Source organism: Pseudarthrobacter woesei, from assembly GCF_055412745.1.
In genome coordinates this window covers 31,125-57,436 of sequence record NZ_JBVAYU010000015.1, presented here as the reverse complement: position 1 = coordinate 57,436, position 26,312 = coordinate 31,125, and the positions used below count along the sequence as shown (strand labels likewise).

The 26,312-nt window shown below is 68.0% G+C and carries 17 protein-coding genes and 1 tRNA gene; 11 read left to right on the top strand and 7 right to left on the bottom strand.

What is annotated here, in order from left to right:
• Positions 1-53: 53 nt before the first annotated feature.
• A complete protein-coding gene (locus ACZYZE_RS16915) occupies positions 54-2,297 on the bottom strand; it encodes a prolyl oligopeptidase family serine peptidase (RefSeq protein WP_463909025.1) in 2,244 nt (747 codons plus the stop codon).
• Positions 2,298-2,383: 86 nt separating this feature from the next.
• Here ACZYZE_RS16915 and ACZYZE_RS16910 point away from each other — a divergent pair, with 86 nt between their 5' ends.
• Positions 2,384-4,381, top strand: a complete 1,998-nt coding sequence (locus ACZYZE_RS16910; RefSeq protein ID WP_463909023.1) for an FAD/NAD(P)-binding protein — start codon at positions 2,384-2,386, stop codon at positions 4,379-4,381.
• A 238-nt stretch (positions 4,382-4,619) separates the two neighbouring features.
• Here the strand turns inward: ACZYZE_RS16910 and ACZYZE_RS16905 are convergent, their stop codons facing one another.
• Complete coding sequence (locus ACZYZE_RS16905) at positions 4,620-9,170, bottom strand: ExeM/NucH family extracellular endonuclease (RefSeq protein ID WP_463909021.1); 4,551 nt, start codon at positions 9,168-9,170, stop codon at positions 4,620-4,622.
• A gap of 390 nt (positions 9,171-9,560) precedes the next feature.
• Entirely contained in the window at positions 9,561-10,358 is a 798-nt protein-coding gene (locus ACZYZE_RS16900; protein ID WP_463909019.1) for a VOC family protein, read from the bottom strand.
• 331 nt (positions 10,359-10,689) lie between these two features.
• Between ACZYZE_RS16900 and ACZYZE_RS16895 the strand changes: the two genes are divergently transcribed.
• Entirely contained in the window at positions 10,690-11,637 is a 948-nt protein-coding gene (locus ACZYZE_RS16895) for an endonuclease domain-containing protein (protein ID WP_463909017.1), read from the top strand.
• 182 nt (positions 11,638-11,819) lie between these two features.
• Here ACZYZE_RS16895 and ACZYZE_RS16890 read toward each other — a convergent pair.
• A tRNA-Ser gene (locus tag ACZYZE_RS16890) sits at positions 11,820-11,907 on the bottom strand.
• 162 nt (positions 11,908-12,069) lie between these two features.
• Between ACZYZE_RS16890 and ACZYZE_RS16885 the strand changes: the two genes are divergently transcribed.
• The 7 genes from ACZYZE_RS16885 (at position 12,070) to ACZYZE_RS16855 (ending at position 18,756) form a co-directional block, all read left to right on the top strand.
• Positions 12,070-13,053 (top strand): NAD(P)H-quinone oxidoreductase, encoded by a 984-nt coding sequence (locus ACZYZE_RS16885; protein ID WP_463909015.1) that lies wholly within the window; start codon positions 12,070-12,072, stop codon positions 13,051-13,053.
• Positions 13,054-13,196: 143 nt separating this feature from the next.
• Entirely contained in the window at positions 13,197-13,733 is a 537-nt protein-coding gene (locus ACZYZE_RS16880) for a PadR family transcriptional regulator (RefSeq protein WP_459319519.1), read from the top strand.
• 197 nt (positions 13,734-13,930) lie between these two features.
• Positions 13,931-16,231, top strand: coding sequence for a carbon starvation CstA family protein (locus tag ACZYZE_RS16875; protein WP_463909013.1), 2,301 nt, complete (start codon positions 13,931-13,933; stop codon positions 16,229-16,231).
• A gap of 13 nt (positions 16,232-16,244) precedes the next feature.
• Positions 16,245-16,436, top strand: a complete 192-nt coding sequence (locus ACZYZE_RS16870) for a YbdD/YjiX family protein (RefSeq protein ID WP_459319521.1) — start codon at positions 16,245-16,247, stop codon at positions 16,434-16,436.
• Between the two features lie 191 nt (positions 16,437-16,627).
• Complete coding sequence (locus tag ACZYZE_RS16865; RefSeq protein WP_459319522.1) at positions 16,628-17,344, top strand: bacterial proteasome activator family protein; 717 nt, start codon at positions 16,628-16,630, stop codon at positions 17,342-17,344.
• 7 nt (positions 17,345-17,351) lie between these two features.
• Positions 17,352-17,807, top strand: coding sequence for a hypothetical protein (locus tag ACZYZE_RS16860; RefSeq protein WP_459319523.1), 456 nt, complete (start codon positions 17,352-17,354; stop codon positions 17,805-17,807).
• Between the two features lie 103 nt (positions 17,808-17,910).
• Positions 17,911-18,756: an aldo/keto reductase gene (locus ACZYZE_RS16855; RefSeq protein WP_463909010.1), complete on the top strand. Its 846-nt coding sequence runs from the start codon at positions 17,911-17,913 to the stop codon at positions 18,754-18,756.
• A 146-nt stretch (positions 18,757-18,902) separates the two neighbouring features.
• On the opposite strand, the gene ACZYZE_RS16850 is transcribed toward ACZYZE_RS16855, so the two are convergent.
• Together ACZYZE_RS16850 and ACZYZE_RS16845 are read right to left on the bottom strand one after the other, a co-directional pair.
• Entirely contained in the window at positions 18,903-19,082 is a 180-nt protein-coding gene (locus tag ACZYZE_RS16850) for a hypothetical protein (RefSeq protein WP_463909009.1), read from the bottom strand.
• Positions 19,083-19,121: 39 nt separating this feature from the next.
• A complete protein-coding gene (locus ACZYZE_RS16845; protein ID WP_463909007.1) occupies positions 19,122-20,093 on the bottom strand; it encodes a hypothetical protein in 972 nt (323 codons plus the stop codon).
• Between the two features lie 221 nt (positions 20,094-20,314).
• Here ACZYZE_RS16845 and ACZYZE_RS16840 point away from each other — a divergent pair, with 221 nt between their 5' ends.
• Entirely contained in the window at positions 20,315-23,224 is a 2,910-nt protein-coding gene (locus ACZYZE_RS16840; RefSeq protein ID WP_463909005.1) for a cation-translocating P-type ATPase, read from the top strand.
• Here the strand turns inward: ACZYZE_RS16840 and ACZYZE_RS16835 are convergent.
• Positions 23,221-24,471, bottom strand: coding sequence for an MFS transporter (locus ACZYZE_RS16835; protein ID WP_463909003.1), 1,251 nt, complete (start codon positions 24,469-24,471; stop codon positions 23,221-23,223). The genes ACZYZE_RS16840 and ACZYZE_RS16835 overlap by 4 nt on opposite strands.
• 164 nt (positions 24,472-24,635) lie before the next feature.
• On the opposite strand from ACZYZE_RS16835, the gene ACZYZE_RS16830 reads away from it, so the two are divergent.
• Positions 24,636-26,312 carry a cellulase family glycosylhydrolase gene (locus ACZYZE_RS16830; RefSeq protein ID WP_463909001.1) on the top strand — a complete coding sequence of 559 codons (1,677 nt, stop codon included), beginning with the start codon at positions 24,636-24,638 and terminating at the stop codon, positions 26,310-26,312.

The window sequence follows — 26,312 nt, the reverse complement described above, 5'->3', positions numbered from 1 at the left end:
CCGGATGGGCCGGAAGTGACCCCGCGTTGCCCTGACGCGGGGACCGGCCGGCCTCAGGCTTCCCGGCCGGCCAGTGCACGCCACAGGAAGTGCTGGCTGCGGCTCTGCAGGGCCGCGGCCTGGCGGTTGTCCGAAGCCCCCGCGTGGCCGCCCTCGAGCGCCTCGTGGAACCAGACGTTGGGGATGCCCATCGCCTGCATCCGGGCGGCCATCTTCCGGGCCTGGACGGGACCGACCCTGTCGTCCGAGGTGGCCGTCCAGATGAACGTTTCCGGATAGTCCACCCCGTCCCGGAGCAGATGGTACGGCGAGAACGTCCTGATGAATTCCCACTGCTCGGGCGCATCAGGGTCGCCGTATTCGGCAATCCAGGAGTACCCGGCGGACAGCTTTGTATAGCGGCGCATGTCCAGTAGCGGCACCCCGCAGGACACGGCGCCGAAGAGTTCCGGGTACTGGGTGAGCATGTTGCCTACCAGCAGCCCGCCGTTGGAACCGCCCACGCAGCCCAGGCGCTCTCGCGAGGTGACGCCGCGGGAGATGAGGTCCCGGGCCACGGCGGCGAAGTCCTCGTAGGCCTTGTGCCGGTTCTCCTGGAGTGCGGCGCGGTGCCAGGACGGCCCGTATTCGCCGCCGCCGCGGATGTTGGCCACGACGTAGACGCCGCCGCGGGTATGCGGGGCATCCTCCTCGTGGCCCGCGGATTCCCGGGTGCGCCGTTCCAGCCAGGCGCGGCCGATCGCACCGCTGTAGGCCGGGGTCCGGGAGATCTCGAAGCCGCCATAACCGGAGAGCTGGGTGGGGTTCTGCCCGTCCAGCACCAGGTCCTTGGACGCCACCTGGAAGTACGGCACGCGGGTGCCGTCTTTCGACACCGCGAAGTGCTGCTGGACCTCGTAGTCCGCTTCGTTGAAGAACGACGGCGAGGTCCTGATCACCTCGTGCGAGCTGGCCACGGCGCCGCCCGGGGCGGCACGCTTGAGCGTGCCCCGGGTGAGGGTGCTCGGTGTGGTGAAACCGGTGGCCACGAGCCAGAAATCGTTCCCCGCGCCGGGGGCTTCGGCCCCGGACACCGGTGCGGAGCCCCCGGTACCGTCATCGACCAAGTCGCCGGCCTTGTCTTCGTCGTCCACCGCGTAGGCATTGACATCGTGCAGCGGCGGGCAGGCGTCCAGCGCGGTGGAGGCCCAGGCGGCGTCGGTGCCGGTGTGCTGCGGATCGAGGACCCGGATCTCCGAGGAGACGTCGCGGAGCAGATTGAGCAGCAGGAAGTCCCGCGTCCAGCTCCAGGACTGCAGGGAGGTGTGCGCGTCCGGGGTGAACAGCACGGACAGCTCCCGGCCGCCGGCCAGGAAGGCCTCGAAATTGGCCGCGAGCAGGGAGCCCGCCGGGTACGCTGTGCCGTTGACGGTCCAGTCCTGCTGCGGCCGGAACAACAGCCATTCGCGGTGTGCGCTCAGGTTCACGTCCGCCGGGACATCGAACTGCACCCACTGCCCGTCGCGCAGCACCGACGTGCTCTTCTCGAAGAAGCTGACCCAATCCACGGCGAAGGTCCGCTCGAAGCCGGGGGTGGAGTCGTGGGCCACGAGCGCCATCATGTGGTCTTCGGGGATGTCGAACAGCCGCTCGGCCGAGGCCAGGGAGCCCCCGCGTCGCAGCTTCACACCGGTCCGGGCATAGGACGACGTGGTGCTGGGAAGCCCCTGCGCCGTGGTGGCTACCAGCAGGGTGTCTTCGTCCAGCCAGGAGGCGTTGCCCTTCGCCGTCGGGAGGTCAAAGCCGCCGGCGGCGGGGTCCACGAAGCTGCGGGACTCGACGTCGAACTCCCGGTAGCGGTTCGCGTCGCCGCCGTCGGGGGAGAGTGCCAGCAGCGCCAGCCGGTGCGGCCCGCCGTCGGCCGGGCGGAGGAAATTGGCGCCGTGGAAGACCCATTCCTCGCCTTCCGCGGCGGCCAGGGCGTCCACATCCAGCAGGGTTTCCCACTCGGGGGATCCGCCCCGGTAGCTCTCCCAGCCCGTCCGGCGCCACAGGCCCTTGGGGTTGTGCCGGTCCTTCCAGAAGTTGTAGTACCACCGGCCGTGCTTGCCCACCATGGCGATCCGGTCGGTGGAGTCGAGGACCTCCAGGATCCGGCCCTGGAGCTCGGCGTACTCCGCGTCCTCGAGCAGGTCCTCGGTGCGGGCGTTTTGTTCACGGACCCAGGCCAGCTGTTGCCCGCCGTGGATGTCCTCGAGCCAGATGTTCTCGTCAATGGGGTCGGGCGGGGGTTGGTGAGCAGCTTCAGTGGCAGTCATTTTCCCATCCAAGCAACATCCGCGCACCGGTAGCAAGTCACGCCACCGGTCCGGTGCGCAGGCCGCATACGGATACGCTGGATGCCGTGGGCATATCGCAGAGCATCCGGACGGCACTGATAGGCGCCGGCCCCCGGGGCACGAGCGTGCTGGAGCGGCTGCTCGCCAACTGGACCCCGGCCACCCCCGGCGACACCCTGCACATCGATGTCATTGATCCCTACCCCGCGGGCCCGGGACACGTCTGGCAGCCCGGCCAGTCCCGGCTGTACCTGATGAACACGCAGTCCTTCTATCCCACGGTGGTTCCCGAGGACCCGGATCTTGCGCCGCCACTGGCAGGTCACACCTTTGACCGGTGGCGCGAACTCCAGCAGCAGGACCCCCATCCTTCGCTGAACGCCGAGGAACGCGCCGAGCTCTCCGGACTGGGCTCCGCGGATTTCCCCAGCCGCGCCCTGTACGGGCGCTACCTCCGTTCCACAATCGAGCAGCTGATCGGCCGCCTGCCCGCCGGCGTCACCGTGGTCTTCCACGAGACGACGGCGACGTCCGTCCGGCATGCTGCTGCCGCGGGGGACAACGGACGGACGATCTTCGACGTCGAACTTGCGGGCGGCGCGGTGCTCACCGTCGACGCCGTGGTGCTGGCCCTGGGACACCTTGAGTCCCGGCTGAACCCGGAACAGCGGGAGCTGCGGTCCGCCGCCGAGGAGCTCGGGCTGCTGTACCTGCCGCCGGCGGCCCCGGCCGACGTCGACTGGTCCCGCGTGCCGGCGGTCAAACCCGTGCTGGTGCGCGGCATGGGCCTGAACTTCTTCGACGCCATGGGCCAGCTGACCGAGGGCCGCGGCGGGCGGTTCGTGGCCGGGGACGACGGCGGGCTCAGCTACCTGCCCTCCGGGCGCGAACCTCACATCATCGCCGCCTCGCGCCGCGGCACCCCGTACCGGGCCAAGGCCACCCTCGCCGGGTACTACCCCGCGGCCGTGACGCTGCGCTACTTCACCGAGAGCGCGCTGGCGAAGTTCGCCGGGGCAGGCATCCGGCCGGCCTTCGACCATGATCTTTGGCCGCTCCTGCACCGCGATGCGCTCTGGGCCTACTACTCGACACTTGCGCGCTCGCAGCCGGGCGCCATCCTCACCGATCCGGAGGAGTTCCTGCGGGCTCTGGCGGAGTCCCTGCACCCCCATGCGCACACGACGGCCAAATGGGTGGACGCCGTGGACTCCGTGATCGGGGCGCATGTCCGCGCCGCGCACCGGCTGGACCTGCTTGGCCTGGCGGCGCCCCTCGCCGGGCGGTCCTTCGCGTCCCGGGCCGAACTGGATGCCGCTGTGGTGGACTATCTGCTCGATGACGCCCGGCGTTCCGCCCTCGGGGAGGACGACCCGGTGAAGATGGCCATCGGCGCCCTGCACCATGGCCGCGCGGTGCTCAAGACGGCAGTGGCTGACGGCGGCATCACCGACGAGTCATGGGTGGCCGGGCTCCGCGGCTGGTTCGAATCGTTCGTGGAAGGACTCGCCAGCGGCCCGCCCGCGCTTCGTGCCGAACAGCTCGCCGCCCTGGTGCGTGCCGGCGTCGTCCGCTTTGTGGGGCCGGACCCCAAGTTCGGGGTGGACCGCAGGGCCGGGACGTTCACCGCGGTATCCCCGTGGGTCGGCAGCGGCGGCGCGGGACCGTCCGGTGGCCCGGAATGCGATCCCCGGGACCACGCCGTGGCGGCAGTGGCCATGGTCGAGGCGCTCGCTCCGGCCAACCTGGTGGCAGTCAACGAGTCACCGCTGCTGGAACAGTTGCTCGCCGAGGGGCTGGTGCGCCCGCGCCTCATGATGACGGTGGAGGGCACGCCGGTGCAGACCTCAGGCCTGGACGTCATCCCGCACCCGTACCGGCCGCTGGGCGCGAACGGCTCCGTGACCGACGGTCTCTATGCCCTCGGGCTGCAGCTCTCCGCCACGCAGTGGGGGACCGCCATCGCGGCCGAAGCCGAGCAGAAGGACGGACCCGTCTACCGCAGCGGCCAGCGCACCCTGCGCGACGCCGATGAGATCGCCCGCACCATCCTCGGGTCCTGAGCCCGCTCACGAAAATGAGCATGCCCCACGTCCGGACTGGGCAACGGACATATAGGCATTATGTCCGGTGCTGCGTCCCGGGGGAGGGCATGCTCCGCGCTGGCAACCGCCACCCGGTTACTTGCCAGCAACAAGAAATGAGCATGCCCTCCGTCTGGGCTGAGCAACGGACATATAGGCATTATGTCCGTTGCTGCAGCCCGGGGGAGGGCATGCTCACTGGGTCAGGGCGGGGAAACTAGCCCCTGAGGCACCTCTGGTACTGGACCCAGGCAATCGTGTACTTGATCCAGCCCTTGAAGTCGTACCACTTCGTCGGCGGAACCGGCGCGGTGCACGTCGGCGGGACCGGGGTGCTGGCCGCGACCTGGACGCTCGCCTTCACCACGGTGCCGGATTCGGCGCCGGTGAGCACCAGGGTGCCCGTGCCGGCGGCTGCGCCGGCGGGAACCTTCACATTCGCCGTGGCTGCACCGGCGGACACCGGTACCGTGTCAAGGGCCGTCACGGCGCCCTTCGCGTCTGTGAACTCGGCGCGCAGCGAGGTGTTGACCGGGCTGCCCAGCGAGGTGAGGTCCAGCTTGGAGACGGCCAAGGTGATGGCGTCCCCGCCCTTGACCTCGGCGGCGGTGGTGTTCACCACGGCCACGGAGCGGCGTGCGAAGTCCGGCGCCACAGGGTTGTGTGCCTGCAGGTACTTGATCCACGCGTCGCGGTCCACCAGTCCGGAGTCCTTCGTGTTGGCGCCGGACGTGAAAATGCGGAAGTTGTCGCCGCCCGTTGCCAGGAAGTTGAACGTGCCGATCCGGTAGGACTTCGCCGGATCGATCACCGTGCCGTTGACCCGGATCGAGGTGATCCGGTCGCCGGCGGCGCGGGCCGCGTCGTAGGTGTAGTTGACGTTCTTGGACAGGCCCAACTGCTGGTAGGCGCGGCTGGGGACCGTGCCGTCCGGGTTGGTCTGCCACTGCTGCTCCAGAAGCGTCTTGAACTGCGCCCCTGTCAGGGATGTGGTCCACAGGTTGTTCACGAACGGCAGGACCGCGTTGGCCTCGGCGTAGGTGATGGTCCCGTCCGGCGCGAAGTACAGCTCGTTGCGCAGGCCGCCCGGGTTGACGACGCCGATCTCGGCAGCGCCCAGATCCGGAGCCTTGAGGGCGTCCACAAGCGAGTCCGCCACAAGGTTGCCCAGGGTGGATTCGCTCGCGCGGTCATCGCGCACTGCCGGGGAGCCGCCGAACGCGGTGGTGATATCCGCAGTCACCGTGCCGACCGGCTGGTTGCCGACGGCTGCGGCATCGGCAAGTGCCTTGTCCACGATGGTCTTGACCGCGGCGACCCGCGGGTAGTCGCGGAACAGATCCGAAGCAGGCTGCTCCAGGGAGGTGGTGCGCTTGACGTTGCCGGCTTTGTATCCGGTGACCGACATGGTTTTGGTGTCGATGGTGAGCCGGATCTGGCCGATGTACTCGCCGTAGTTGCCGGTCTGGACGATCGGGCGGGTCTTGCCCGGGGCGCCCGGGACCGGAGCGTCCCAGTAGTACTGCTTGTGGGTGTGGCCGTTGAAGATAGCCGCAACATCCGGGGTGACATCGGTGACCATCCTGGCGAAGGGGCCGCCGGCGGCGACTTCCTGCGCCAGGGTGGAGCCTTCGGGCGCGCCGGATCCGGCGCCGTCGTGGTTCTCCACGATGATCACGTCGGCGAGCTTGTCCGCCTTGATCTTCGCGGCAACCCGGTTGATGGCGTCCACGGCGTCGCCGAACTCGAGATCGGCGATGCCCGCGGGAGTGACCAGGGAGGGCACTTCCTGCGTGACGGTGCCGATCACGGCGACCTTGACGCCGTTCATGTCGAGCACCGTGTACTCCGGCAGGACCGGCTCGGTGGTGCCCTTTTTGTAGACGTTGGCGCCCAGGTACGGGAACTTGGCATTTGTGCCTCCCGCGATAACGCGGTCGCGCAGGTCCGCCCAGCCGCCGTCGAACTCGTGGTTGCCCACGGCCGAGGTCCGCATGTCGAGGGCGTTCAGCACCTCGATGGTCGGCTGGTCCTTGGCCACGGCGGAGGCGAACAGGGAGGCGCCGATGTTGTCGCCCGCGGAGAGGAACGCCGTGGCGCCGGGGGCCGCGGCGGCCCGCAGCTTCTCGATGGTCCCCGCGAAGAACACGGTGTTGGTATCGATGCGGCCGTGGAAATCGTTGATGCCGAGGAAGTTCAGCTCAACGCTGGCGGGGGTGACGGGCAGGTTCAGGCCCACCACCACCGGATCGTGGTCGCTCGCCCGGAACTGGTCCGCGGCGTAGTAGTCGGTCACGTTGTTGTTGTAGCGGCTGTACTCCAGGGCGACGGACTCCACGGAGTTGATGTTCCAGATGTCCGCGCCGGTGACGACGGCGTTGGCGCCCGGTGAGGCGAGGATGTGGTCCAGCGAGCCCACCAGTCCACCGAAGAGGTAGGAGTGTTTCGCGGAACCGTCGGCGTTCTTGGCCTTCTCGTCCTGATTGACGTAGCCCGCGGCGGTGAAGACGTTGATCGGGTCTTCCTTGGCGTAGGCGTTGAAATCGCCGATCAGGAAGACCTTGTCGGTGCCCTTGGACGTCTGCAGCTCGTCGGAGAACGCGAGCAGGGACTTGGCCTGCGCGGTGCGGGCCAGGTTCGAGGCGCCCTGGCCCTTGTCGGTGTCCTCCGGGGTGGCGGCCGAGCCCTTGGACTTGAAGTGGTTGGCCACCGCGATGAACTTCTTGTCATCGGAGGCGCCGACCGGCTTGAAGACCTGCGCCATCGGCTTGCGGGCACTGGCGAAAGCGACGGTGTCGTTGTGGATGACGGACTCGCCCACCGGCTCCGCCACGGCTTTCTTGAAGATGAAGGCGGTGCGGATCATGTCCTCGTCCGCCAGCGGGGGTGCATTGGCGGGCGTGCGGACGTAGTCCCAGATCCCCGGCGTGGCGATGTTCAGCGCGTCAACTAACTTGGCCAGGGCATCGTCACGGTTCTTGCCGAACTGTGCCGAGTTCTCGATCTCCATGAGGGATACCACGTCGGCACCGGACTTCGTGATGGCGGCGACGATCTTGTCCTGCTGGCGCAACAGGTTCTCGGCGTTGGCGGCGCCGCGGGCGTCGCAGCCGCTGCGGACGGTGATCGGGTTGCCGGCGCGGTCCGTGTAGTAGCTGCAGCCCGTCAGCGTGTCCCCGGTGGTGGGGAAGTAGTTGAGCACGTTGAACGAGGCGATCTTCAGGTTGCCGCCGACGGCCGCCGGAGCCTCCGTGCGGGTGGTGGCGCCGAAGCTTGCCGGCTGGACTGCGTCAGCGTTGGCGGCGGTCAGGTGAGTCAACGGCTGGAACTTCCAGGCGTTGTTCGCGTAGCTGAGCACTACGTTGGTCTTGAAGCTCAAAGGCGCACCAACCCGGACGGGGTCCGCCGCGGTCAGGTAAGGAAGCACCTGGTCCTTGGTGGTGGCGTCCTTGAGGAAGTTGGTGGTGGCGCCGTCGTCGAGCTTGATGCCGCGGGCGGCATTGGCGGCGACGGTTGCGCTGTATTCGGCGGAACCGAAGGGTGCGACGGCGGTGGGCTGCTCCAGCGGGGTGGTTCCCCCGGCCAGGCCGATTTCGCCATACTGGTTCAGCGAATAGTTGTCGGAGACGGTCACGGGACCCTGCGGGGTCAGCAGCATGCCTTCGAGGGATTCCCTGAAGGCTTCGTCGGCCGGGAGGGCAAAACCGGTGGCCTTGACCTCCGGGGCGGCCTCGGCGAGTTTCTTGAGGTCCGCCGAGGCGGCAACCGTCACCTGGGTCATGCCGAAGAATTCACTGACGGCGCCGGTGATCTCGACATGGTCGCCGATCTGGACCGAGCCAACCGTTGAGGGCGAGAAGACGAAGATGGCGTCCGACGCCGTGTGGTTGGCCGGCGTCAGATCGCCGCCGGTGCCCGGTGTCTGGACGTAGTAGCCCGAGAATCCGCCGGTGGGGAACGTGGCGGTGACCTTACCGCGGGTGGTGACCGCAGATCCGACGAGCGGGCTGGACGCGCCGTTGCCCTGGATCTCGGCGATGGTCTTGGCGGCCGGAGGTGTGACCGGGCCCGGGTCGACGGGGCCGGGGTCGATGGTGCCGTTGGCGGTCTTTGGGGTGATGGCCGTGTTGAGGGTGAAATCAGCGACGTTGTTGTTGCTGTCCGCGCCGTTGCTGCGGTTGATGCTCTTGACGTCGGAGGTGTTCGACGGAGCCTTGGCCACCTGGGTTTCGAAGGTGTTGGAGCCGCCGTAGCCGAGCAGATCCGCAACGTTTGCGGGCTCGATGACCGAACCGGTTGCCAGCGGGTTGACCGCAACGACCTGCTTGGCGAGCACGATAGTGCCGGTGGTCCCGCTGGGGGCGAACCTGGTGCCGGCGTCCAGGTCTGCCGCCGGCAGATCCGGGGCCGTGGACGTCGGGGAGTTGCCGGCGGCCTTGATCAGATAGAACCCCTTGGCGGGAATACTTCCGGTCAGGGGAACGACGTTTCCGGGGGCGCCGGTGCCGGTGGCCGAACGGTACTGGAGTGACCAGCCATCCAGTGGCACCGCGGCGTCCGAGGTGTTGTACAGCTCCACGAACTTGCTCTTGAAGGCCGCTCCGGCGCTGCCGCCGCTGAGGTATGCCTCGTTGATGATGACCGGCGAAGCGCCAGCCGCTGCCGGGGAGGCCTCCACGGCAAACGCCGGTACGGCCGCCAGCGGCGCTGCGATGAGCGCCGCGGACAGCACTGTTCCGAGCGCTGTTTTCCAAGGTATGTGTTTCATCCGCTCTAACTCTCATTAGGGTGCCCGGGTAGGGCTGGGTGGAATGTGTCCGGGTGGTGCCCGCGGACCGGCCGGTTGCTCCTGGTCAAGCAGTTTCCGGCACAGCAAAACAGAGTTGAATGAACACGGTGTGTACTGCGCGCGCATTCGGCGAGACGTCCCCCAGCGGAACGCGTCACAGCCGGCACGGAGACCCCAACGGCGACCCCGGAGACGGTGTTGGCGGAGCTTCTGACCTGCGTCAGTAGAACGATGCGCGGCCGCTCACGATCCGGGCATGCCAGAAAGAATACCGGCCAGTTTCCGAAGTGGAAGGGTCTGGCCGGTACTTGCTGCAGCAGTTTTACTAGAGTTTTTCCTCAGCTTTTCCTGAAGATTTTTCTGGTGCGTTCAGGGCACCTCTGGCCGGACGTCGGCGTTCTCGGCCACAATTTTGAACATGGCTCCGGTGGGATCAGCCAGGGTGGCAAGCCGTCCGAAGGAACTGTCGTCCGGCCCGTCGATCACCGTGGCGCCCAGGGATAGGGCCTTCTCGACCGAGGCGTCCGCGTCTTCGACGGCGAAGTAGATCTGCCAGTTGGCCGGAACATCCGCCGGCAGGTATCCCGAGGCGTCCATGATCCCGGCTTTGGCTGAATCCCCGGCGCCGAGGGTGGTGTAGCGGAACTCGGGGGTGTCGCTCATAACATCGGTGTCCCAGCCGAAAACGTCCTGGTAGAACTTGACGGCCCCCGCGTAGTCCTTGGCATGGAGTTCATGCCAGGCCGGAGCTCCGGGTTCGGCGACGAGTTCGTAACCTTTCATTTCGCGCGGCTGCCAGACGCCGATCGCCGCGCCGGTCGCGTCGCCGAAGAGCGCCATGTGTCCTTGTTCCGGCACATCCATCGGCGGCATAAAGACCTGGCCGCCGTGCTCGGCCACCGCATCGGCCGTTGCCGCGGCGTCCTCGGAGCGCAGGTAGGTGGTCCACACATCCGGCATGCCGGCCTGGTCTTCCATCTTCTGCATCATCCCGGCGACCGACTTTCCGTTCCGCGACGCCGTGATGTAGCCGCCGTATTTTTCCTGGTCGCCGTCGACAAACGTCCAGCCGAAGAGCCCGCCGTAGAACTGCTTGGCTTTCCCGGTGTCCGAGGTCATCAGGTCGATCCAACAGGGTGCGCCGTTGGAGAGTTCGGGGGAAGGCATAGCGGGCTCCTGATCTGCTCCGCGGCCAGGGACTGGTTGCTCCCGGGGCCGCCGGATTCGGGTGGGTGGTGGAGACACCACAGAGACTATGCCGGGGGCCTAACCGGATTCAATGGCTGGCGGAGATTCGCGCCGTGTGGAGGCCGGTGCCGCGGACGCGCTTCCCGGCCGCGGCGTCCGCCATCGGCCGGTGTTGCGCGGGCAGATCAGGGCGGATTCGCCGCCCTGATCCGCCCTGATCTGCCCTAGCGGTGCCCTGCCCCTGCGCCTCTCCCGCCTGGGCTGTGGATAACCCCGCGCGTCCCGGCCCGTCCTGTGGCCTAATGGTCGGATGGCGACAGCGAAACCCCTGCCTGCTGAACTCGCGGCAGGCTCCTTCACCATCGGCGAGGCCCGGCTGCGCGGCATCTCTCCGTGGCGGGCCAAGGCCAAGGACCTGCACGTGCCCAGCCGCGGCATCCGCGTTCCCCTCGCCCGGGAGCAGACCCTCCTCGCCAGGGCCCGGCCCTACACCCGGCTGGGCACACCGGACACTGTCAGTTTCTACTCCGCCGCCGAGGTCCACTCCTTCAAGCTCCCGGGCCGGCTGGCGGACAGGCGGCTGCCGCCGTCGGCGAGTCTGCTGCACCTGACCCGCTGCGGTGCCGCCGCGCCCCGTCGGAAAGGGGTCATCGGCCACCGCTCCCCCCTGGCGCCGGAAGACGTCGTGATCCTCGACGGCGTTCCGGTCACGTCCATGCCCCGGACCCTGCTGGATTTGGCCGGGACGGGGGCCCTGGGCCGGGATGACCTCGTGGTCATCGCCGACGACCTGGTGTGCGAACACACGCGGTATCACCACCCAAGAACCGCCCGCGTGCCCCTCCCGGAACTCCTGGCGTACGCCGGCCGGCACCACGGGGTGGCCGGCCTTCGGCTGCTCCGGGAGGCACTCGGCCTGGTTCGCGTCGGCGTCGACTCTCCTCCCGAGACCCGGCTCCGTTTACTCTTCGGGCGTTCCGCCCTGCCGGCCTTCGAGCCGAACTACGTCATGACCGACCCGCAGGGTGCGCCGCTGTGGGTGGACCTCGCCTGCCCGGAGTACCGGCTGGCGGTGGAGTACGACGGCGGCCACCACCTGACGCCGGCACAGCAGCATTCCGATGCGCTGCGGAACGAACGCACCGTCAGCGCGGGGTGGCGGCAGCTCGTGGTCACCAAGCTCGACTCAAGAAACGGCGAGGGCTGGGTGCTGATGCGCGTCCGGCAGGCCCTGCAGGCGCAGGGCTGGCCCGGATAACGGGCCGCGGGAAACAAAACTTTCGGCTGCCCTGGCGCTGCGCTGTCCTCGCGAGGGCAGATCAGGGCGAATGACGGCCGCGGATCCGCCCTGATCTGCCCGCGCGAGGACCGAGCCCCCGGTCGGGAACGCAAAAATGCCCCCGGCGCTGCGGCAAGCGCATGAGCCAGGGGCATTGTTCGCGGAAGGTAAGAGATTCGAACTCTTGGTACGGGGTTACCGCACACTGGTTTTCAAGACCAGCTCCATCGGCCGCTCGGACAACCTTCCCTAACGAGTAGTGTTCCATAGCCGGTAGGAAGCCACAAAAAACGCGGCGGCGCTCGCCGACGGGCGCGGCTACTCCACTTACTCTGGGATGAGGTGCTGCCGGACGTGGTGTGCCGCAGGAGCATCCCTGCACGAAGTCAGTTAGAAAATCGGGAGTTCTCCATGAAGGCCGTCTACATCTCAGAGCCCGGCGGGCCCGAAGCCCTGGAGATCCGCGAGGTCCCGGCCCCGGTGCCCGGCACCGGCGAGGTGCTGATCGACGTCGTTGCCGCGGGGCTCAACCGCGCGGACGTCCAGCAGCGCAAAGGCCACTACCCGCCACCGCCCGGAGCTTCCGAGATTCCCGGCCTGGAGGTTTCGGGCAGGATCGCGGGCTTCGGTCCCGGTGTCACCAGGCCGTTCTCCGTCGGGGACAAGGTGGTCGCACTGCTGGCCGGCGGCGGCTACGCCGAGCAGGTGGTTGTTCCGGCCGGGCAAGTCCTGCGGATTCCCGACGGCGTCGATCTGGTCACCGCCGCCTCCCTGCCGGAGGTCGCCGCCACGGTCTATTCGAACCTGATCATGACCGCGCAGCTGCAGCCGGGCGAAACCGTGCTCATCCACGGCGCCACGGGCGGCATCGGCACCATGGCCATCCAGCTCGCGAAGGCCTTCGGCGCCCGCGTGGCCACGACGGCGGGTACCGCGGAGAAGGTCGGCACCGCCATAGCGTTCCTCGGAGCGGATATCGCCATCAACTATGCCGAGGAAGACTTCCCGGAGAGCCTGCGCGCACAGAACGGCGGCAAGGGCGCGGACGTCATCCTCGACGTCGTCGGAGCCAAATACCTCACGCGGAACGTGGACGCACTGGCCGACTACGGACGGCTCGTGGTGATCGGGCTGCAGGGCGGCGCCAAGGGCGAGCTGGACCTCGGCAAACTGCTGACCAAGAGGGCCGCGATTATCGCCACGGCGCTGCGCCCCCGCCCGGTAGAGGAAAAGACGGTCATCATGGACGCCGTCCGTGAAGCGGTCTGGCCCCTCATCGCCGACGGACGGATCCGCCCGCTCGTGGCCAAGACCTTCCCGCTGGACCAGGTCCGCACCGCGCACCGGTATTTCGACGGCGGCGACCACGTCGGCAAGATCCTGCTGATGATGTAACCCCGGCGCGCGGGCACTTATACCCGGTATGGCATACGCCGTATTGCTTCGGGAACCTAAACGACGGTAATGTAATTCCATACGCGGTATACACGCGTCTTGGGGCGCGTGTATGCTGTCGTTCCGCCACCGCCGGGAGCACAATGTCTATCCGCCACAGCCTCCTCGCACTGCTGCAGGACCGGCCACGCTATGGCTACCAGCTCAGGATCGAATTCGAGGACCGCACCGGTTCGTCCTGGCCGCTCAATATCGGGCAGGTGTACACCACCCTTGACCGGCTGGAGCGGGATGGTCTGGTCCGCAAGGAAGGCGCCGACGGCGAGGGCCACATCATCTACTGCATCACCCCGGCGGGCCAGGCCGCTGTCCGGGACTGGTTCACGTCGCCGGTCGCCCGCAGCAACCCGCCGCGCAATGAGCTGGCCATCAAGCTCGCGCTCGGCCTGACGCTACCCGGGGTCGACGTCGGAGCCGCCATCCAGGCCCAGCGGGCCGTTTCCATCCGCGCGCTGCAGGACTACACGAAGGCCCGTCGCGACACCGCCGCCCAGCAGCGGCCGGCCGACACCGCACGGCTGCTGGTGCTGGATTCGCTCATCTTCCAGACCGAAGCCGAGGTCCGCTGGCTGGATTTGTGCGAAGCCCGGCTGATGCAGCTCGCCATGCCTCCGGTCTAGCGGAACCGGTCCTCCCACTCGCACGCAAAAACCCGCCGGCAACTTCCCCGCCGGTGGCCTCGTCCGCCCGACCGCTCATCGCCGCCCCCGTACCGCCTGGCGCAAAGCCATACCCATCCGGATGCCGCGTTGGTAGGGTGCCTTGGGGCATATCTGTCGAGTGGGTTTGTCCAGCTGGGGTTTCTCAAGGAGGAGACATGGGCACAATGCCAGATGGCACGCCAAAAAACTTACAGGTTGAGGACGGCATCACGCCGGATCCCGCCCTGCCGGCCACAGCCGTGGACGAAGCCGTCCACAAAGCCGAAGACCGTAAATGGACGCCCGGCAAGATCGCGCTCTGGGTGGCGATTTCCCTGCTGGGCGCCGTTGCCTGGTTCATGCTCGCGATTGTCCGCGGCGAAACCGTCAACGCCATCTGGTTCGTGTTTGCCGCCGTATGCACCTACCTGATCGGCTACCGTTTCTACTCCAAGGTCATTGAGCGTTACCTGCTCAAGCCGAACGACCGCCGGGCCACCCCCGCAGAGTACAAGGCCGATGGCAAGGACTATGTCCGCACGGACCGCAACGTCCTGTTCGGTCACCACTTTGCCGCCATCGCCGGCGCCGGTCCGCTGGTGGGCCCCATCCTGGCTGCCCAGATGGGGTACCTCCCGGGCACCATCTGGATCATCATCGGCGTCGTGTTTGCAGGCGCAGTCCAGGACTACGTCGTCCTGTTCTTCTCCATGCGGCGCGGCGGCCGTTCCCTCGGGCAGATGGCCCGCGAGGAACTCGGTGTCATCGGCGGCACCGCCGCCCTGATTGCCACCCTGCTGATCATGGTGATCATCGTCGCCATCCTGGCCCTCGTCGTCGTGAACGCGCTGGCCGAGAGCCCGTGGGGTGTTTTCTCCGTCGGCATGACAATTCCGATCGCCCTCTTTATGGGCATCTACCTGCGTTTCCTCCGCCCCGGCAAGATCATGGAGGTCTCCCTGATCGGCTTTGTGCTGCTGATGGCGGCCATCATCGGCGGCGGTGCCGTCGCGGCCACCGAATGGGGCGACGCCTTCTTCACCCTGGACAAGGTCACCATCGCCTGGGCCCTCATCGTCTACGGCTTCATCGCCGCGATCCTGCCGGTCTGGCTGCTGCTGGCCCCGCGTGACTACCTCTCCACGTTCATGAAGATCGGCGTGATCGTGATGCTGGCCGTAGCCGTCATCGTGGTCCGCCCGGAAATCACCGTCCCGGCGTTCAGCGAATTCGCCAGCCGCGACAATGGCCCCGTCTTCCCGGGCGCTTTGTTCCCGTTCCTGTTCGTCACTATCGCGTGCGGTGCGCTGTCGGGCTTCCACGCCCTGATCGCCTCCGGCACCACGCCGAAGCTGATCGAAAAGGAACGCCAGACCCGTTACATCGGGTACGGCGGCATGCTGATGGAGTCCTTCGTGGCCATCATGGCCCTGGTCGCGGCGATCTCCATTGACCGCGGGCTTTACTTCGCCATGAACGCCCCGGCCGCCCTCACCGGCGGCACGGTTGAAACCGCGGCCGCCTGGGTCAACAGCCTGGGTCTCTCCGGCGTGAACATCAGCCCGAACATGCTCGCGGAAACGGCCGCCAACGTCGGTGAAGCCAGCATCGTTTCGCGCACCGGCGGCGCGCCCACACTGGCCGTGGGTCTTGCCCACATCATGCAGCAGTTCATCGGAGGCACGGCCCTGATGGGCTTCTGGTACCACTTCGCCATCATGTTTGAGGCCCTGTTCATCCTCACGGCAGTCGACGCCGGCACCCGTGTGGCCCGTTTTATGCTGCAGGACTCCATCGGCAACTTCGTACCGAAGTTCAAGGAGCACTCCTGGCGTCCCGGTGCCTGGCTTGCCACCGCGGTGATGGTCGGTGCCTGGGGTGCTGTGCTGTTGATGGGTGTTACGGATCCGCTGGGCGGCATCAACACGCTGTTCCCGCTGTTCGGTATCGCCAACCAGTTGCTGGCCGCCATCGCGCTGTCCGTCTGTCTGGCCATCGCGGCCAAGAAGGGCTCGTTCAAGTACCTCTGGATCGTGGCGCTGCCGATGGCTTTCGCGGCCGTCGTGACCATCACGGCCAGCTACCAGAAGATCTTCTCCTCCACTCCGGCGGTGGGCTACTTCGCCAACAACGCCGCCTTCTCCAAGGCACTGGCGGACGGCAAGACCTCCTTCGGAACGGCCAAGACCGTCCCTGCCATGGAAGCCGTGGTCCGCAACACCGCGATCCAGGGCTGGCTCTCGGTCATCTTCGTGGTGCTCAGCATCATCGTTATCACGGCGGCGCTGATCGCCACCTACAAGGCGTTCCGCAATGCCAAGGCCGGTGTGGTCAACATCGACAACGAGGACCCGGCCCTGCCTTCCCGCGTGTTCGCCCCGGCGGGTCCGTTCCCATCGGCTGCCGAGGCAGAACTCCGGTCCGAGTGGGACAAACTGCCGGCAGACAAGCGGCTCGACAAGGCCGCACACCACTGATGCGGCGCCGGAAATGAACGCGGTAGTTGCAGGGTTCCGGGGTTTTGCCCGGTACCTGGGCGGGGTGATGGGTGCGGATGCCTACGCGAAGTACCTTGAGCACCACGCCGACTCGGGCCACGGCGGCCCGCCGATGACCGAGCGGGAGTTCTGGCGGGACCACGCGGACCGCCAGGACCGCAACCCGCAGAGCCGGTGCTGCTGATCGGCCGCCACTGATCGACGGCCACTGATCGGTTCCTTGACCGGATTGCCACTTTCGGGAGGCGTCGTTGGGCACGTGGGTGCCCGACGGCGTCATCCGCTTTTTTGTGCCCGAAAGGTTCTGTCGCCGTTGCTTTCGTGGCTGTGCTTGGTGCCCGGTTCGCCGCTCCCGGCTCGTGAGAGTATGAAGCCATGAGCGATCCACACGCTACAAAGCCTGCCGACGACGTTCCCGTCGAGGGGACCACCCTGGACCGCGACCCTGCCCACGACGGCGGCCAGACCACACCGTCCGCCACGTTTGGGGTGGCCGGACAGCCGGCGCAGCCCGGGCCGGCAGTGCAGCCGCGGCGGGAAGCGCCGCAGGACCTCGGACCCGCCGCGGGCCGGCCCAAAGGGGGCCAGCTCCAGGACCTGGTGGATGAACCTGCGAAGGTCATGCGGATCGGCACCATGATGAAGCAACTGCTGGACGAGGTGAAGTCCGCCCCGCTGGACGACGCTGCGCGGCTGAGGCTGGCTGCAATCCACGAACGCTCCATCAAGGAGCTTGAGGACGGCCTCGCGCCGGAGCTCGTCGCGGAACTTGAGCGGATCAACCTGCCCTTCCCCGATGACACCACACCCACTGACGCGGAACTGCGCATCGCCCAGGCCCAGCTGGTCGGCTGGCTTGAAGGGCTCTTTCACGGCATCCAGACGGCCCTCGCGGCCCAGCACGCCGCCCGGGAACAGGCCATGGCCCAGCTGCAGCTCCGCCAGTTGCCGCCCGGAACGGTGATTGCGCCCGGCGTCATTATCGGGGAAAACGGTGAGCCCCAAAGGGCTGCGGCGCCGAAGCCCGGCGCGGAGCCTGCGCAGCGTCCGGGCCCCGCCGATCCCGACCACGGCCCCGGCCAATACCTCTAGGGCACTCTTGGGATTCTTTAGTAGCGCCCGGCAGGGCCGCAAAGACGACGCCGAGCTCGGCAAAGGCCTCTGGCGGCGTGCCCATGACCGTTTCACCCGGGGGCTGGACCGCTACCACCAAATCCTTGAGGGGGTGGAAGATGAAGCGCTTTACGCCGAACTCGTGGCGATCGCCGATGAACTGTCCGCACTCTCGGCCCGGGTCCGGCGGGTCTGCGTGGAAGCCCAGCGGCGTTCACCCAGCGACGGCCTCGACATCCCCGGCGCGCTGGGCGGCGTCCACCGGGCGCTGTCCACCGCGGGCAACTCCCTTGCGACAACGGCCGAAGCCGCTGCCATGCTGCGGCTCGCCGTTGGACCCGCCTCCGCAGGCGCGGAGTCGGTGCGGCGGCGCGCCGAATCGGTGCTGGAGCAAGTCAGCGACGCTGAGCGGCGGCTCGTCGAGGCCGCTGCCGGGGACTGAAAACCGAAGGCGGCCGCCCGTGACCGGATATTCCCCGTTACGCGCGTAGCTTAGCCGTGCTCCTGCGCTGGCCGGACGGACGGGACGTGGGCAGGATGGTTGGATGACCCTTTCACCGGTACTGACTTTCAATGACGGCAACACCATTCCCCAGCTCGGCTACGGGGTGTGGCAGGTTGAAGACGACGTGGCCGAAAAGGTGGTTGTCCAGGCGTTCGAGGCCGGCTTCCGCCACATCGATACTGCGAAGATCTACGGCAACGAGGCCGGCGTGGGCCGCGCCATCGAGCGCTCGGGCCTCAAGCCGGAGGACATCTTCATCACCACCAAGCTGTGGAATGCGGACCAGGGCTACGAGCCCACCCTCAAGGCCTTCGAAGAGTCCATGGACCGGCTGGGCCTCGAGACGCTGGACCTGTACCTGATCCATTGGATGCAGCCCAAGCAGGACAAGTACGTGGACACGTGGAAGGCCCTCATCGAGCTCCAGAAGCAGGGCCGCGTCAAGACCATCGGCGTCTCGAACTTCACCAAGGAGGGTCTGCAGCGCCTGATCGACGAGACCGGCGTTGTTCCGGCCATCAACCAGATTGAACTGCACCCTTTCTTCAACCAGGCCGAGCTGCGTGAGTTCAGCGCCTCCCAGGGCATCCTCACCCAGGCGTGGTCGCCGCTGGGCCAGGGCGGCGAGCTGCTGGAGAGCCCGATCATCGCGGCCATCGCCGACAAGCACACCGCCACCCCGGCGCAGGTTGTCATCGCCTGGCACCTGGCCGTCGGCAACGTGGTCATCCCCAAGTCCGTGACAGAGTCCCGCATCCGCGAGAACTACGCGGCCCTGGACATCAGCCTGGACGAGACCGATGTGCAGGCCATCAACGGCCTGGACAACTCAGCAGAGGGTGCCGGACGCATCGGCCCCGACCCGGCAGTCTCCGACTTCGCCTAAGCCACGCTTTCAGCCGGGCTGCGCTGAGCCGTAATCCCGGCCGAGCCGCCTGGCGCGCGAGCCGCGGCCGGGCCGAGGACAGCAGCAGGGGTCTCCAGGCGATTCGGGTGGAGGCCCTTTCTGCTGCCCGGATTCCCAGGCACGTGCTAGGCGGCTTCCCTGTCCTGCCGCAGCGGCACGGCGTCGATGATGGCCCACCCGTCCTCAGCAACGATGCGGCGGCTGGCGAATCGTTCCGCATCCGCGGCGTCGGCGAAGCTTTCGGTGCGGATATGGCCGCAGTCCGTGTCCAGATACGTCACTTCAAAGCACTGGTTCGTTTCCATGGTTTAAGTGTGCAGCCGGCCTCCGACAGTAATGGTCCATCAGCCCGGCGTGTTGCCAAGCCGCAGAACCCGTTCCCGGGCGAGGCCCTCTTTGCGCAGGGCCTTGTCGGCGGCCCGGGCTGCCTGCAGCGCCTGGGCCGCGGACAGCTCTTGCCGTTTGCGCGCGGATTTGAGGTCCCGTTCTGTCTGCATCAGCTGTTCCCTGAGGCTGCGTACAGTGCCCGCCAGTTGTGCCGCCAGCCTGGTGGACTCGACCAGCTTCTCCTCGCAGCGGCCCGCTTCCTCCGCGGCTGCGCGTGCCGCGTACTCAGCTTCCTGCAGCGCGGCCGTGGCGCGTTCCAGCGCCGACGGCGTCGGCGTCCGAGGCTCCTGCCGCACCGCCCGAAGCCGGGGCTGTTTCGCTCTTGCCGCCTCGGCCGCTGCGGAAAAGGTCCTGGCGGAAGTCCGGGCGGGGACCTTCGAGGACACCGGGGCAGCATCAGCCGGGGCAGAAAAGGGCGGCAGGGCCACGGCACCGGCCAGGTCCACGACGTCGACTCCGTCGGCGGAGAGCCCCCGGAGCAGGCGGCCACTCCGGACGGCCGCCGCGGCACCTACATCCGCTGTGGCCGCGCGCAGTGTCTCTTCAACCTCCGCCGCAATCGTGGCACTGATCTTCCGGCCCTGCTGCTCCGCGAGAAGTTGCGCCGCCTGGACGGCAACGGAAAGCAACTGACGCCGCGCCTGTCCCAGCCGGCGGAGTCCGGCAGCGTCGAGGGCCGATTGCGCGGCACGCATCGACTTCCCCAGGGCGGCGAGCTCCCGCAGCGTTTCCGGCTGCTGCGCCGCCAGCATGTTCACCGCCCACGCCGCCACGGACGGCTTGGGAAGGGAACGGACTTCCGCTGCCAGGGACGGCTGCTCCTTCGTGGCGGCGGCGTCCTTGGCGGCGGCCGTCCGGGCGGCCACAAATTCGTCGAACGGCAGGGAATAGAGCCGTGCCGCAATGCCCGCCAGCTCCAGCTCTCCCATGCAAGAATCATAGGAGCTGCCGACCCCGGCCAGCGGGCCGCGGCGGTGCCTTCTTCATCTAGGCGGTGCCTTCTTCATCTACCAGAGCATCATCACCGGGCATTCGGGGGCGAGCTCCGTTTGGCCGGCGCGCTGTACGACCGCGCCCGGGATCCCCGGCGTCACGTTCTTGCAGGAGCCCCGGCGGTTGGCAAGGATGAGGGCATGCGGGTGACAACGGTATGAACCATCCCCACGGCACTCCCATGCCCGGCGGTGCCCGCCAGGATTCGCCCGCCGGCCTAACGCCCGCCCCCGAAAGTCATCCCCCGTGGCATCTGCGCCGCGCCGCAGAGGCCCTGCACACCTTCGGCGTCACCCCGGAGACCGGCTTGGACTCCGCCGAAGCGGCACGCCGGCTCGAGCTCTATGGCCCCAACGAGCTGCGCTCCGCGCCGCCGGTCCCGCTGTGGCGGAAGTTCCTGGCGCAATTCCGGGATCCGCTGATCTACCTGCTCCTGGCCGCCATCACCATCTCCGTTGTTGCCTGGGCCGCCGAAGGCGCCACCGGGGTGCCGGTCGACGCCGTCGTGATCGGGGCGGTGGTGCTCTTCAACGGGATCCTGGGCTTCGTGCAGGAGAACAAGGCCGCAAACGCCGTCGCGGCCCTGCGGCTGATGACGGCCGCGAACTCCACAGTGCTACGGGACGGCGAGCTTAAGACCATCCCGTCCTCCGCGCTGGTCCGGGGTGACATCCTGGTCCTTGCCGAGGGTGATTCCGTCGGTGCCGACGCCCGGCTGATCACGGCAAGCTCCCTGGGCGTGTCCGAATCCTCGCTGACCGGCGAGAGCGGGCCCGTTTTCAAGGCGCCCGGGGTGCTTGGCGGGGACGTCCCGATCGGTGACCGGCTGAACATGGTCTACAAGGGAACGGCCGTCGCCCGGGGTGTGGGCCGTGCGGTGGTCACCGGAACCGCCATGGACACCGAGGTCGGCGCCATCGCCGGCATGCTGGAGCGGGCAGGGTCCGCGCCGACTCCGCTGCAGCAGGAAATCGCCGCCGTGAGCAAACTGCTGGGCATCACGGTGATCGTGATCGCCGTCGTCGTGATGGCGACAATCATCATCGTCAACGGAGTATCGACGCTGGGCGGCCTCGTCGCCGTCCTGCTGCTGGGCGTCTCGCTGGCCGTCGCGGCCGTGCCCGAGGGGCTGCCCGCCATCCTGTCCGTGGTGCTGGCCATCGGTGTGCAGAACATGGCCAGACGCAAGGCCGTCGTCAAACAGCTCCACTCCGTGGAAACCCTCGGATCCGCCTCGGTCATCGCCTCGGACAAGACCGGCACACTCACCCGCAATGAGATGACCATCTGCCGGATCACCACCGCCTCCGGACAGGTGGAGCTCACCGGCATCGGCTACCGGCCGGAAGGCAAGGTGCTGCTGGAGGGGGACGAAATCGGGGACCCGGCCGTCCTCCACGAAACCCGCCTGATGCTGGCCGGCGGTTCCTTTGCCAACAACGCGCAACTACGGGAGCACGACGGCGAGTGGGAGATCCAGGGTGATCCGACGGAAGCGGCGTTCCTGGTCGCCGCCAGGAAGCTCGACGGCGTCACGGACCGGCTCGGCGAGTATGAACGGCACGGGGAGATCCCCTTCACCTCGGAGCGGAAGCTTATGTCCGCGCTGGCACACCACCGGGAGGCCGGCACGCTGTTCCTCGTCACCAAGGGTGCGCCGGATGTCCTCCTCGAACGCTGCACCGGGCTGCAGCTCGGTGAGGAGGTCGTCGCCCTGGACGCGGACCGCCATGCCCGGGCGTTGGCCGACGTCGAGGAACTCTCGGCCCAGGCATTCCGGACCCTCGGCGTGGCCTACCGCCGGTACACCGCGGAGGACCGGCACGAGACGGACGTGCTCGATGAGGAGGACGAAAGCACACTTGTGTACGTCGGCGTCGTCGGGATCCTGGACCCGGCCCGGGCCGAAGCCGCCCCTGCGGTGGCCGAGGCGCGGCGGGCCGGCATCCGGGTCATGATGATCACCGGGGACCACCCGCTCAGCGCCGCGCGGATTGCCGGTGACCTGGGGATCGCAGGGCCGGGGGAGCGGGCGGTCACCGGCGCCGAGCTTGACGAGATGGACGAGGAAGGCCTGCGCACGGTCACCCGGGAAACCTCCGTGTTCGCCCGGGTGGCTCCCCGGAACAAGCTCCAGATCATCACTGCCCTGCAGGCCCAGGGCAATGTCGTAGCCATGACCGGCGACGGGGTCAATGACGCGCCGGCGCTGAAAACCGCCGACATCGGCATCGCGATGGGGATCACCGGCACCGAGGTCACCAAAGAGGCCTCGAACATGATCCTGGGCGACGACAACTTTGCCACGATCGTCTCCGCCGTCCGGCAGGGCCGGGTCATCTTCGAGAACATCGAAAAGTTCCTGCGCTACCTGCTGTCCTCGAACATGGGCGAGGTCTTCACAGTTTTCCTCGGCGTCGTGTTCGCCGGCGCCATGGGCCTCGCCGGTGCGGGTCCCGGTGAGGTGGCGGTGCCCCTGCTGGCCACCCAGATCCTGTGGATCAACCTCGTCACGGACTCCGGTCCGGCGCTCGCCATGGGCGTGGACCCGGAGCTCGACGACGTTATGGCGCGCAAACCGCGCAAACGCGGCGACCGCATCCTGGGACCGCGGATGTGGCTGGGCATCCTCAGCAGCGGACTGGTCATGGGGGTGGCATCGCTGCTGACCATCGACATCTTGCTGCCCGGCGGGCTGGTCCCCGGCGGCACCGATTCGCTCGATGTGGCCAGGACCGCCGGGTTCACCACCCTTGTCTTCGCCCAGCTGTTCAATGCCTTCAACTCCCGTTCGGAGACCACCACGGCGTTCCGGCGGCTGTTCGTGAACAAGTGGCTCTGGGGTTCGGTCCTGCTGGCGGCGGCGCTTCAGGTGGCCGTCGTCGAGCTGCCCGTCCTGCAGCATGCGTTCGGCACCGCGTCCCTGGACCCGGGCCACTGGGCTGTCTGCGTCGCCATGGCCTCGACCGTGCTGTGGTTCGATGAGCTCCGCAAGATCGCCTACGGCCTCACGCAGCGGCAGCGCCGGCGGCGAGGCGCCGCGGCGGGCCTGCCGGCCGGACACTAGGGCCGGCCGGACTTCCGCAGCGTCACGAGGAGCACGACGACGGCGACGGCCTGCAGGATGGCCACAGCCGCTATCAGCAGCGGCCGGGAGCCATAGAGCGCACCGTACAGCGCCCCTCCCGCCAGCGCCCCGGCCCCTTCGAAGGCAGCAAAGACGCCGTAGGCCGTGCCCTGCCGGAACTCCGGCACCAGATCGGCGATCAGTGCCTTGACCGTCGAATCCTGCATGCCCGTGGCCGCGCCCCAGACCAGGACGCCGGCCAGCACCAGCCCGGCACCCGGGGCCAGCGCCAGCACCGGCACGGCCGCGATCAGCAGGGGCAGCCCAAGGAGCACGGCAGCTCCGGCCCTGTCGTACAGCACGCCGCTGGCGAGGGCGCCGAGGGCCGCCGACGCCATCGCCCCCGCGTACAGCAGCGGGACCACGGCGACGGGAACGGCCACCGTCGTCGTCAGGTGAAAGGAGATGACGCCGAAGGCCACCAGCCCCGCACTCCAGAAGAAGGCAGCGACGGCGAAGAGGACGAAGCGTCCGGTGAACAACGACGGCGGGTGGCCGGCAGCGTCTGTGGCGCCGCCGCTTGCCGTCGTCGCCGCCGGCCTGCTGTTCCCAGGGTCCTGGACCCGACGGCGGAGCCAGGCCAGTAGGGCCAGGGCCGCCGCGGCCGGGATGGCCAAGACCGCGAAAGCCGCCGAGATGAGACCGGTGGCGGCAAGCACCGCCGCGACCAGGAGCGGGCCGAGCAGGGCCCCGGCGAGGTCGAGGGACTTGTGGACCGCGAAGCCGCGGCCGCGGCCGACGGGCTTGGCGGCGGCCGCCAGCAGGACAGTCTTTGCCGGGCTCCGGACGGCTTTGCCCACCCGGTCCCCGATGATGAGGACGGAAGCGAGGGCCAGCCCCGCCGCTCCGGCCAATGGTGCAAGGGCAAGCAAGGGCACACAGACGGCCGTGAGCGTGTAGCCGGCCAGCGTGAAGGTCCAGTACTTGCCGGTGCGGTCGGACCACGGGCCAAAGACGAGGCGGAGACCCTGGGCGGCGGCTTCGGCGCCGCCGGTCACAAGGCCAACGAGCAAGGCAGACGCGCCGAGCTGGGCCAGCAGGGGACCTGCCAGCGGACGGGCGCCGTCGGACACGACGTCGGCGGCCAGGCTGACGAGGCCGAACCCGATCACGGGGCCCCAGACGATGCGCCGCTTCATGCCCGGCGACCCGGAAGGTCCCGCCTGCGTCCGCTCCGGCAGCTCCATGTCCCAAGACTTGCTGACGGCCGTGTGCAAAGGCAAGGGTCACAAAGCCCCCTCCACCTCGGCACGGCAGGAAATATTCGCAAAAGGGCATATTTTTCCACTTGGGCTTGATACTTTTTGTTTGCCGTTCTGCACTGTGCCGGCACACCCACACGGAGGACAATGTGAAGCTGTTTACGCACTCGCCGCGCCATGCCGGCCGAAGTCACAAGGCGATGGCGGCCGGACTGGTGAGCTGCGCCCTGGCTGGAACGCTCGCGCTGTCCGCCTTCGCCGTATCGGCCCAGGCTGCCGGTCCGCCCGGCACGGCAATCACTGCGGAGACCGGATCCGCCGCACCCGCCACCGGATGGCTGCACACGGACGGCGGAACGATCCGGGATTCGAACAACGCCGCGTACACGATCAAGGCAACGTCCTGGTTCGGCATGGAGACCTCCGACTGCATGCCGCACGGCCTGTGGGGGACCCTGACCATCGACGATGCCCTGGCCAATATCAAGTCAATGGGCTTCAACACCGTCCGGCTGCCGTTCTCCAACGAGTGCCTCGCCGCGACGTCCATCAAAGGCAACCTGAACTACTGGGCCAACAGGGCGTACGCCCTCGAGGGCAAGACGCCGCTGGTCCTGATGGACACCGTCATTGCCCGGGCCAAGGCCATCGGCCTGCAGATCATCCTGGACCGGCACCGTCCGTCCAGCGCCGACCAGTCTCCGCTCTGGTACACCTCCGCCTACCCGGAGTCGAAATGGATCTCCGACTGGAAAATGCTCGCCGACCGCTACAAAAATGATCCGACGGTCATCGGCGCGGACCTCCACAACGAGCCGGCCGGGGCCGCAAGCTGGGGCGGCTCCGCAGCGACCGACTGGCACGCGGCAGCTACCCGCGGCGGCAACGCCGTCCTGGCCTCCAACCCGAAGCTGCTGATCCTCATCGAAGGCATCGAGAACCAGGGCAACGGCACCGCCACCTGGTGGGGCGGCGGGCTGGCCGACGCCGGAGCGAAGCCCATCGTCCTGGCCACCCCCAACCGCGTTGTCTACTCGCCGCACGACTACCCCGCCTCCCTGTACGCGCAAAAGTGGTTCAGCGACGCGAACTACCCGAACAACCTGCCCGCCGTCTGGGACAAAAACTGGGGCTACCTCCAGAAACAGGGCATCGCCCCGGTACTGCTCGGCGAGTTCGGATCCGCCCTGCAGACCACCTCGGACAAACAGTGGATGGAGCGGATCGTCTCCTATCTGGGCACCAACGGCATGAGCTTCGCCTACTGGTCCTTCAACCCGAACAGCGGCATCACCGGCGGCCTCGTCCAGGCGGACTGGCGCACGCCGGAGGCTGCGAAGCTGGCCGCGCTGGCCCCGATCCTGGCCGGTACGCCCGCGGCCCCGACGCCGACCGCAACGCCGACGCCGACCGCAACCGCGACTGTCACGGCCACCGCTGCGCCCACCACGACGCCGACGGTCACGGCCACCCCGACGGCAACGCCCAGCCCGACCCCGACGGCGGTCCCCTCGCCCACCCCGGCGACGGGCGCCGCGATCAGCGCTGCCTGGCGGCTCGCCAGCTCCTGGAATGGCGGCTACGTCGCCAACATCGACGTCACCGGGCTGCGGAGCGCCCTCACCTGGTCCGTAACCTGGCCGGACCCGAACGTCACCAGGGTGGTCAACTCCTGGGGCGTGAAGTGCACGTTCATTGCCAAGGTCTCGGTCACCTGCACCGGCTCCGAATGGGCCACGACGATTACCGCAGGCCAGAAGCGCACGGTGGGCCTGCAGGTGGATGCCGTGAAGGCTCCGGTCAATCCGGTGCTGACCGTCAAATAG

Excerpts from the sequence above, each read along its gene's own strand:
- ACZYZE_RS16880 (WP_459319519.1), top strand. The coding sequence starts at position 13,197 with ATGTCTATCCGCCACAGCCTCCTCGCACTGCTGCAGGACCGGCCACGC.
- ACZYZE_RS16855 (WP_463909010.1), top strand. The coding sequence starts at position 17,911 with ATGACCCTTTCACCGGTACTGACTTTCAATGACGGCAACACCATTCCC.
- ACZYZE_RS16915 (WP_463909025.1), bottom strand. The coding sequence starts at position 2,297 with ATGACTGCCACTGAAGCTGCTCACCAACCCCCGCCCGACCCCATTGAC.
- ACZYZE_RS16895 (WP_463909017.1), top strand. The coding sequence starts at position 10,690 with ATGGCGACAGCGAAACCCCTGCCTGCTGAACTCGCGGCAGGCTCCTTC.
- ACZYZE_RS16900 (WP_463909019.1), bottom strand. The coding sequence starts at position 10,358 with ATGCCTTCCCCCGAACTCTCCAACGGCGCACCCTGTTGGATCGACCTG.
- ACZYZE_RS16845 (WP_463909007.1), bottom strand. The coding sequence starts at position 20,093 with ATGGGAGAGCTGGAGCTGGCGGGCATTGCGGCACGGCTCTATTCCCTG.
- ACZYZE_RS16875 (WP_463909013.1), top strand. The coding sequence starts at position 13,931 with ATGGGCACAATGCCAGATGGCACGCCAAAAAACTTACAGGTTGAGGAC.
- ACZYZE_RS16850 (WP_463909009.1), bottom strand. The coding sequence starts at position 19,082 with ATGGAAACGAACCAGTGCTTTGAAGTGACGTATCTGGACACGGACTGC.
- ACZYZE_RS16870 (WP_459319521.1), top strand. The coding sequence starts at position 16,245 with ATGAACGCGGTAGTTGCAGGGTTCCGGGGTTTTGCCCGGTACCTGGGC.
- ACZYZE_RS16905 (WP_463909021.1), bottom strand. The coding sequence starts at position 9,170 with ATGAAACACATACCTTGGAAAACAGCGCTCGGAACAGTGCTGTCCGCG.
- ACZYZE_RS16840 (WP_463909005.1), top strand. The coding sequence starts at position 20,315 with ATGAACCATCCCCACGGCACTCCCATGCCCGGCGGTGCCCGCCAGGAT.
- ACZYZE_RS16885 (WP_463909015.1), top strand. The coding sequence starts at position 12,070 with ATGAAGGCCGTCTACATCTCAGAGCCCGGCGGGCCCGAAGCCCTGGAG.
- ACZYZE_RS16865 (WP_459319522.1), top strand. The coding sequence starts at position 16,628 with ATGAGCGATCCACACGCTACAAAGCCTGCCGACGACGTTCCCGTCGAG.
- ACZYZE_RS16835 (WP_463909003.1), bottom strand. The coding sequence starts at position 24,471 with ATGGAGCTGCCGGAGCGGACGCAGGCGGGACCTTCCGGGTCGCCGGGC.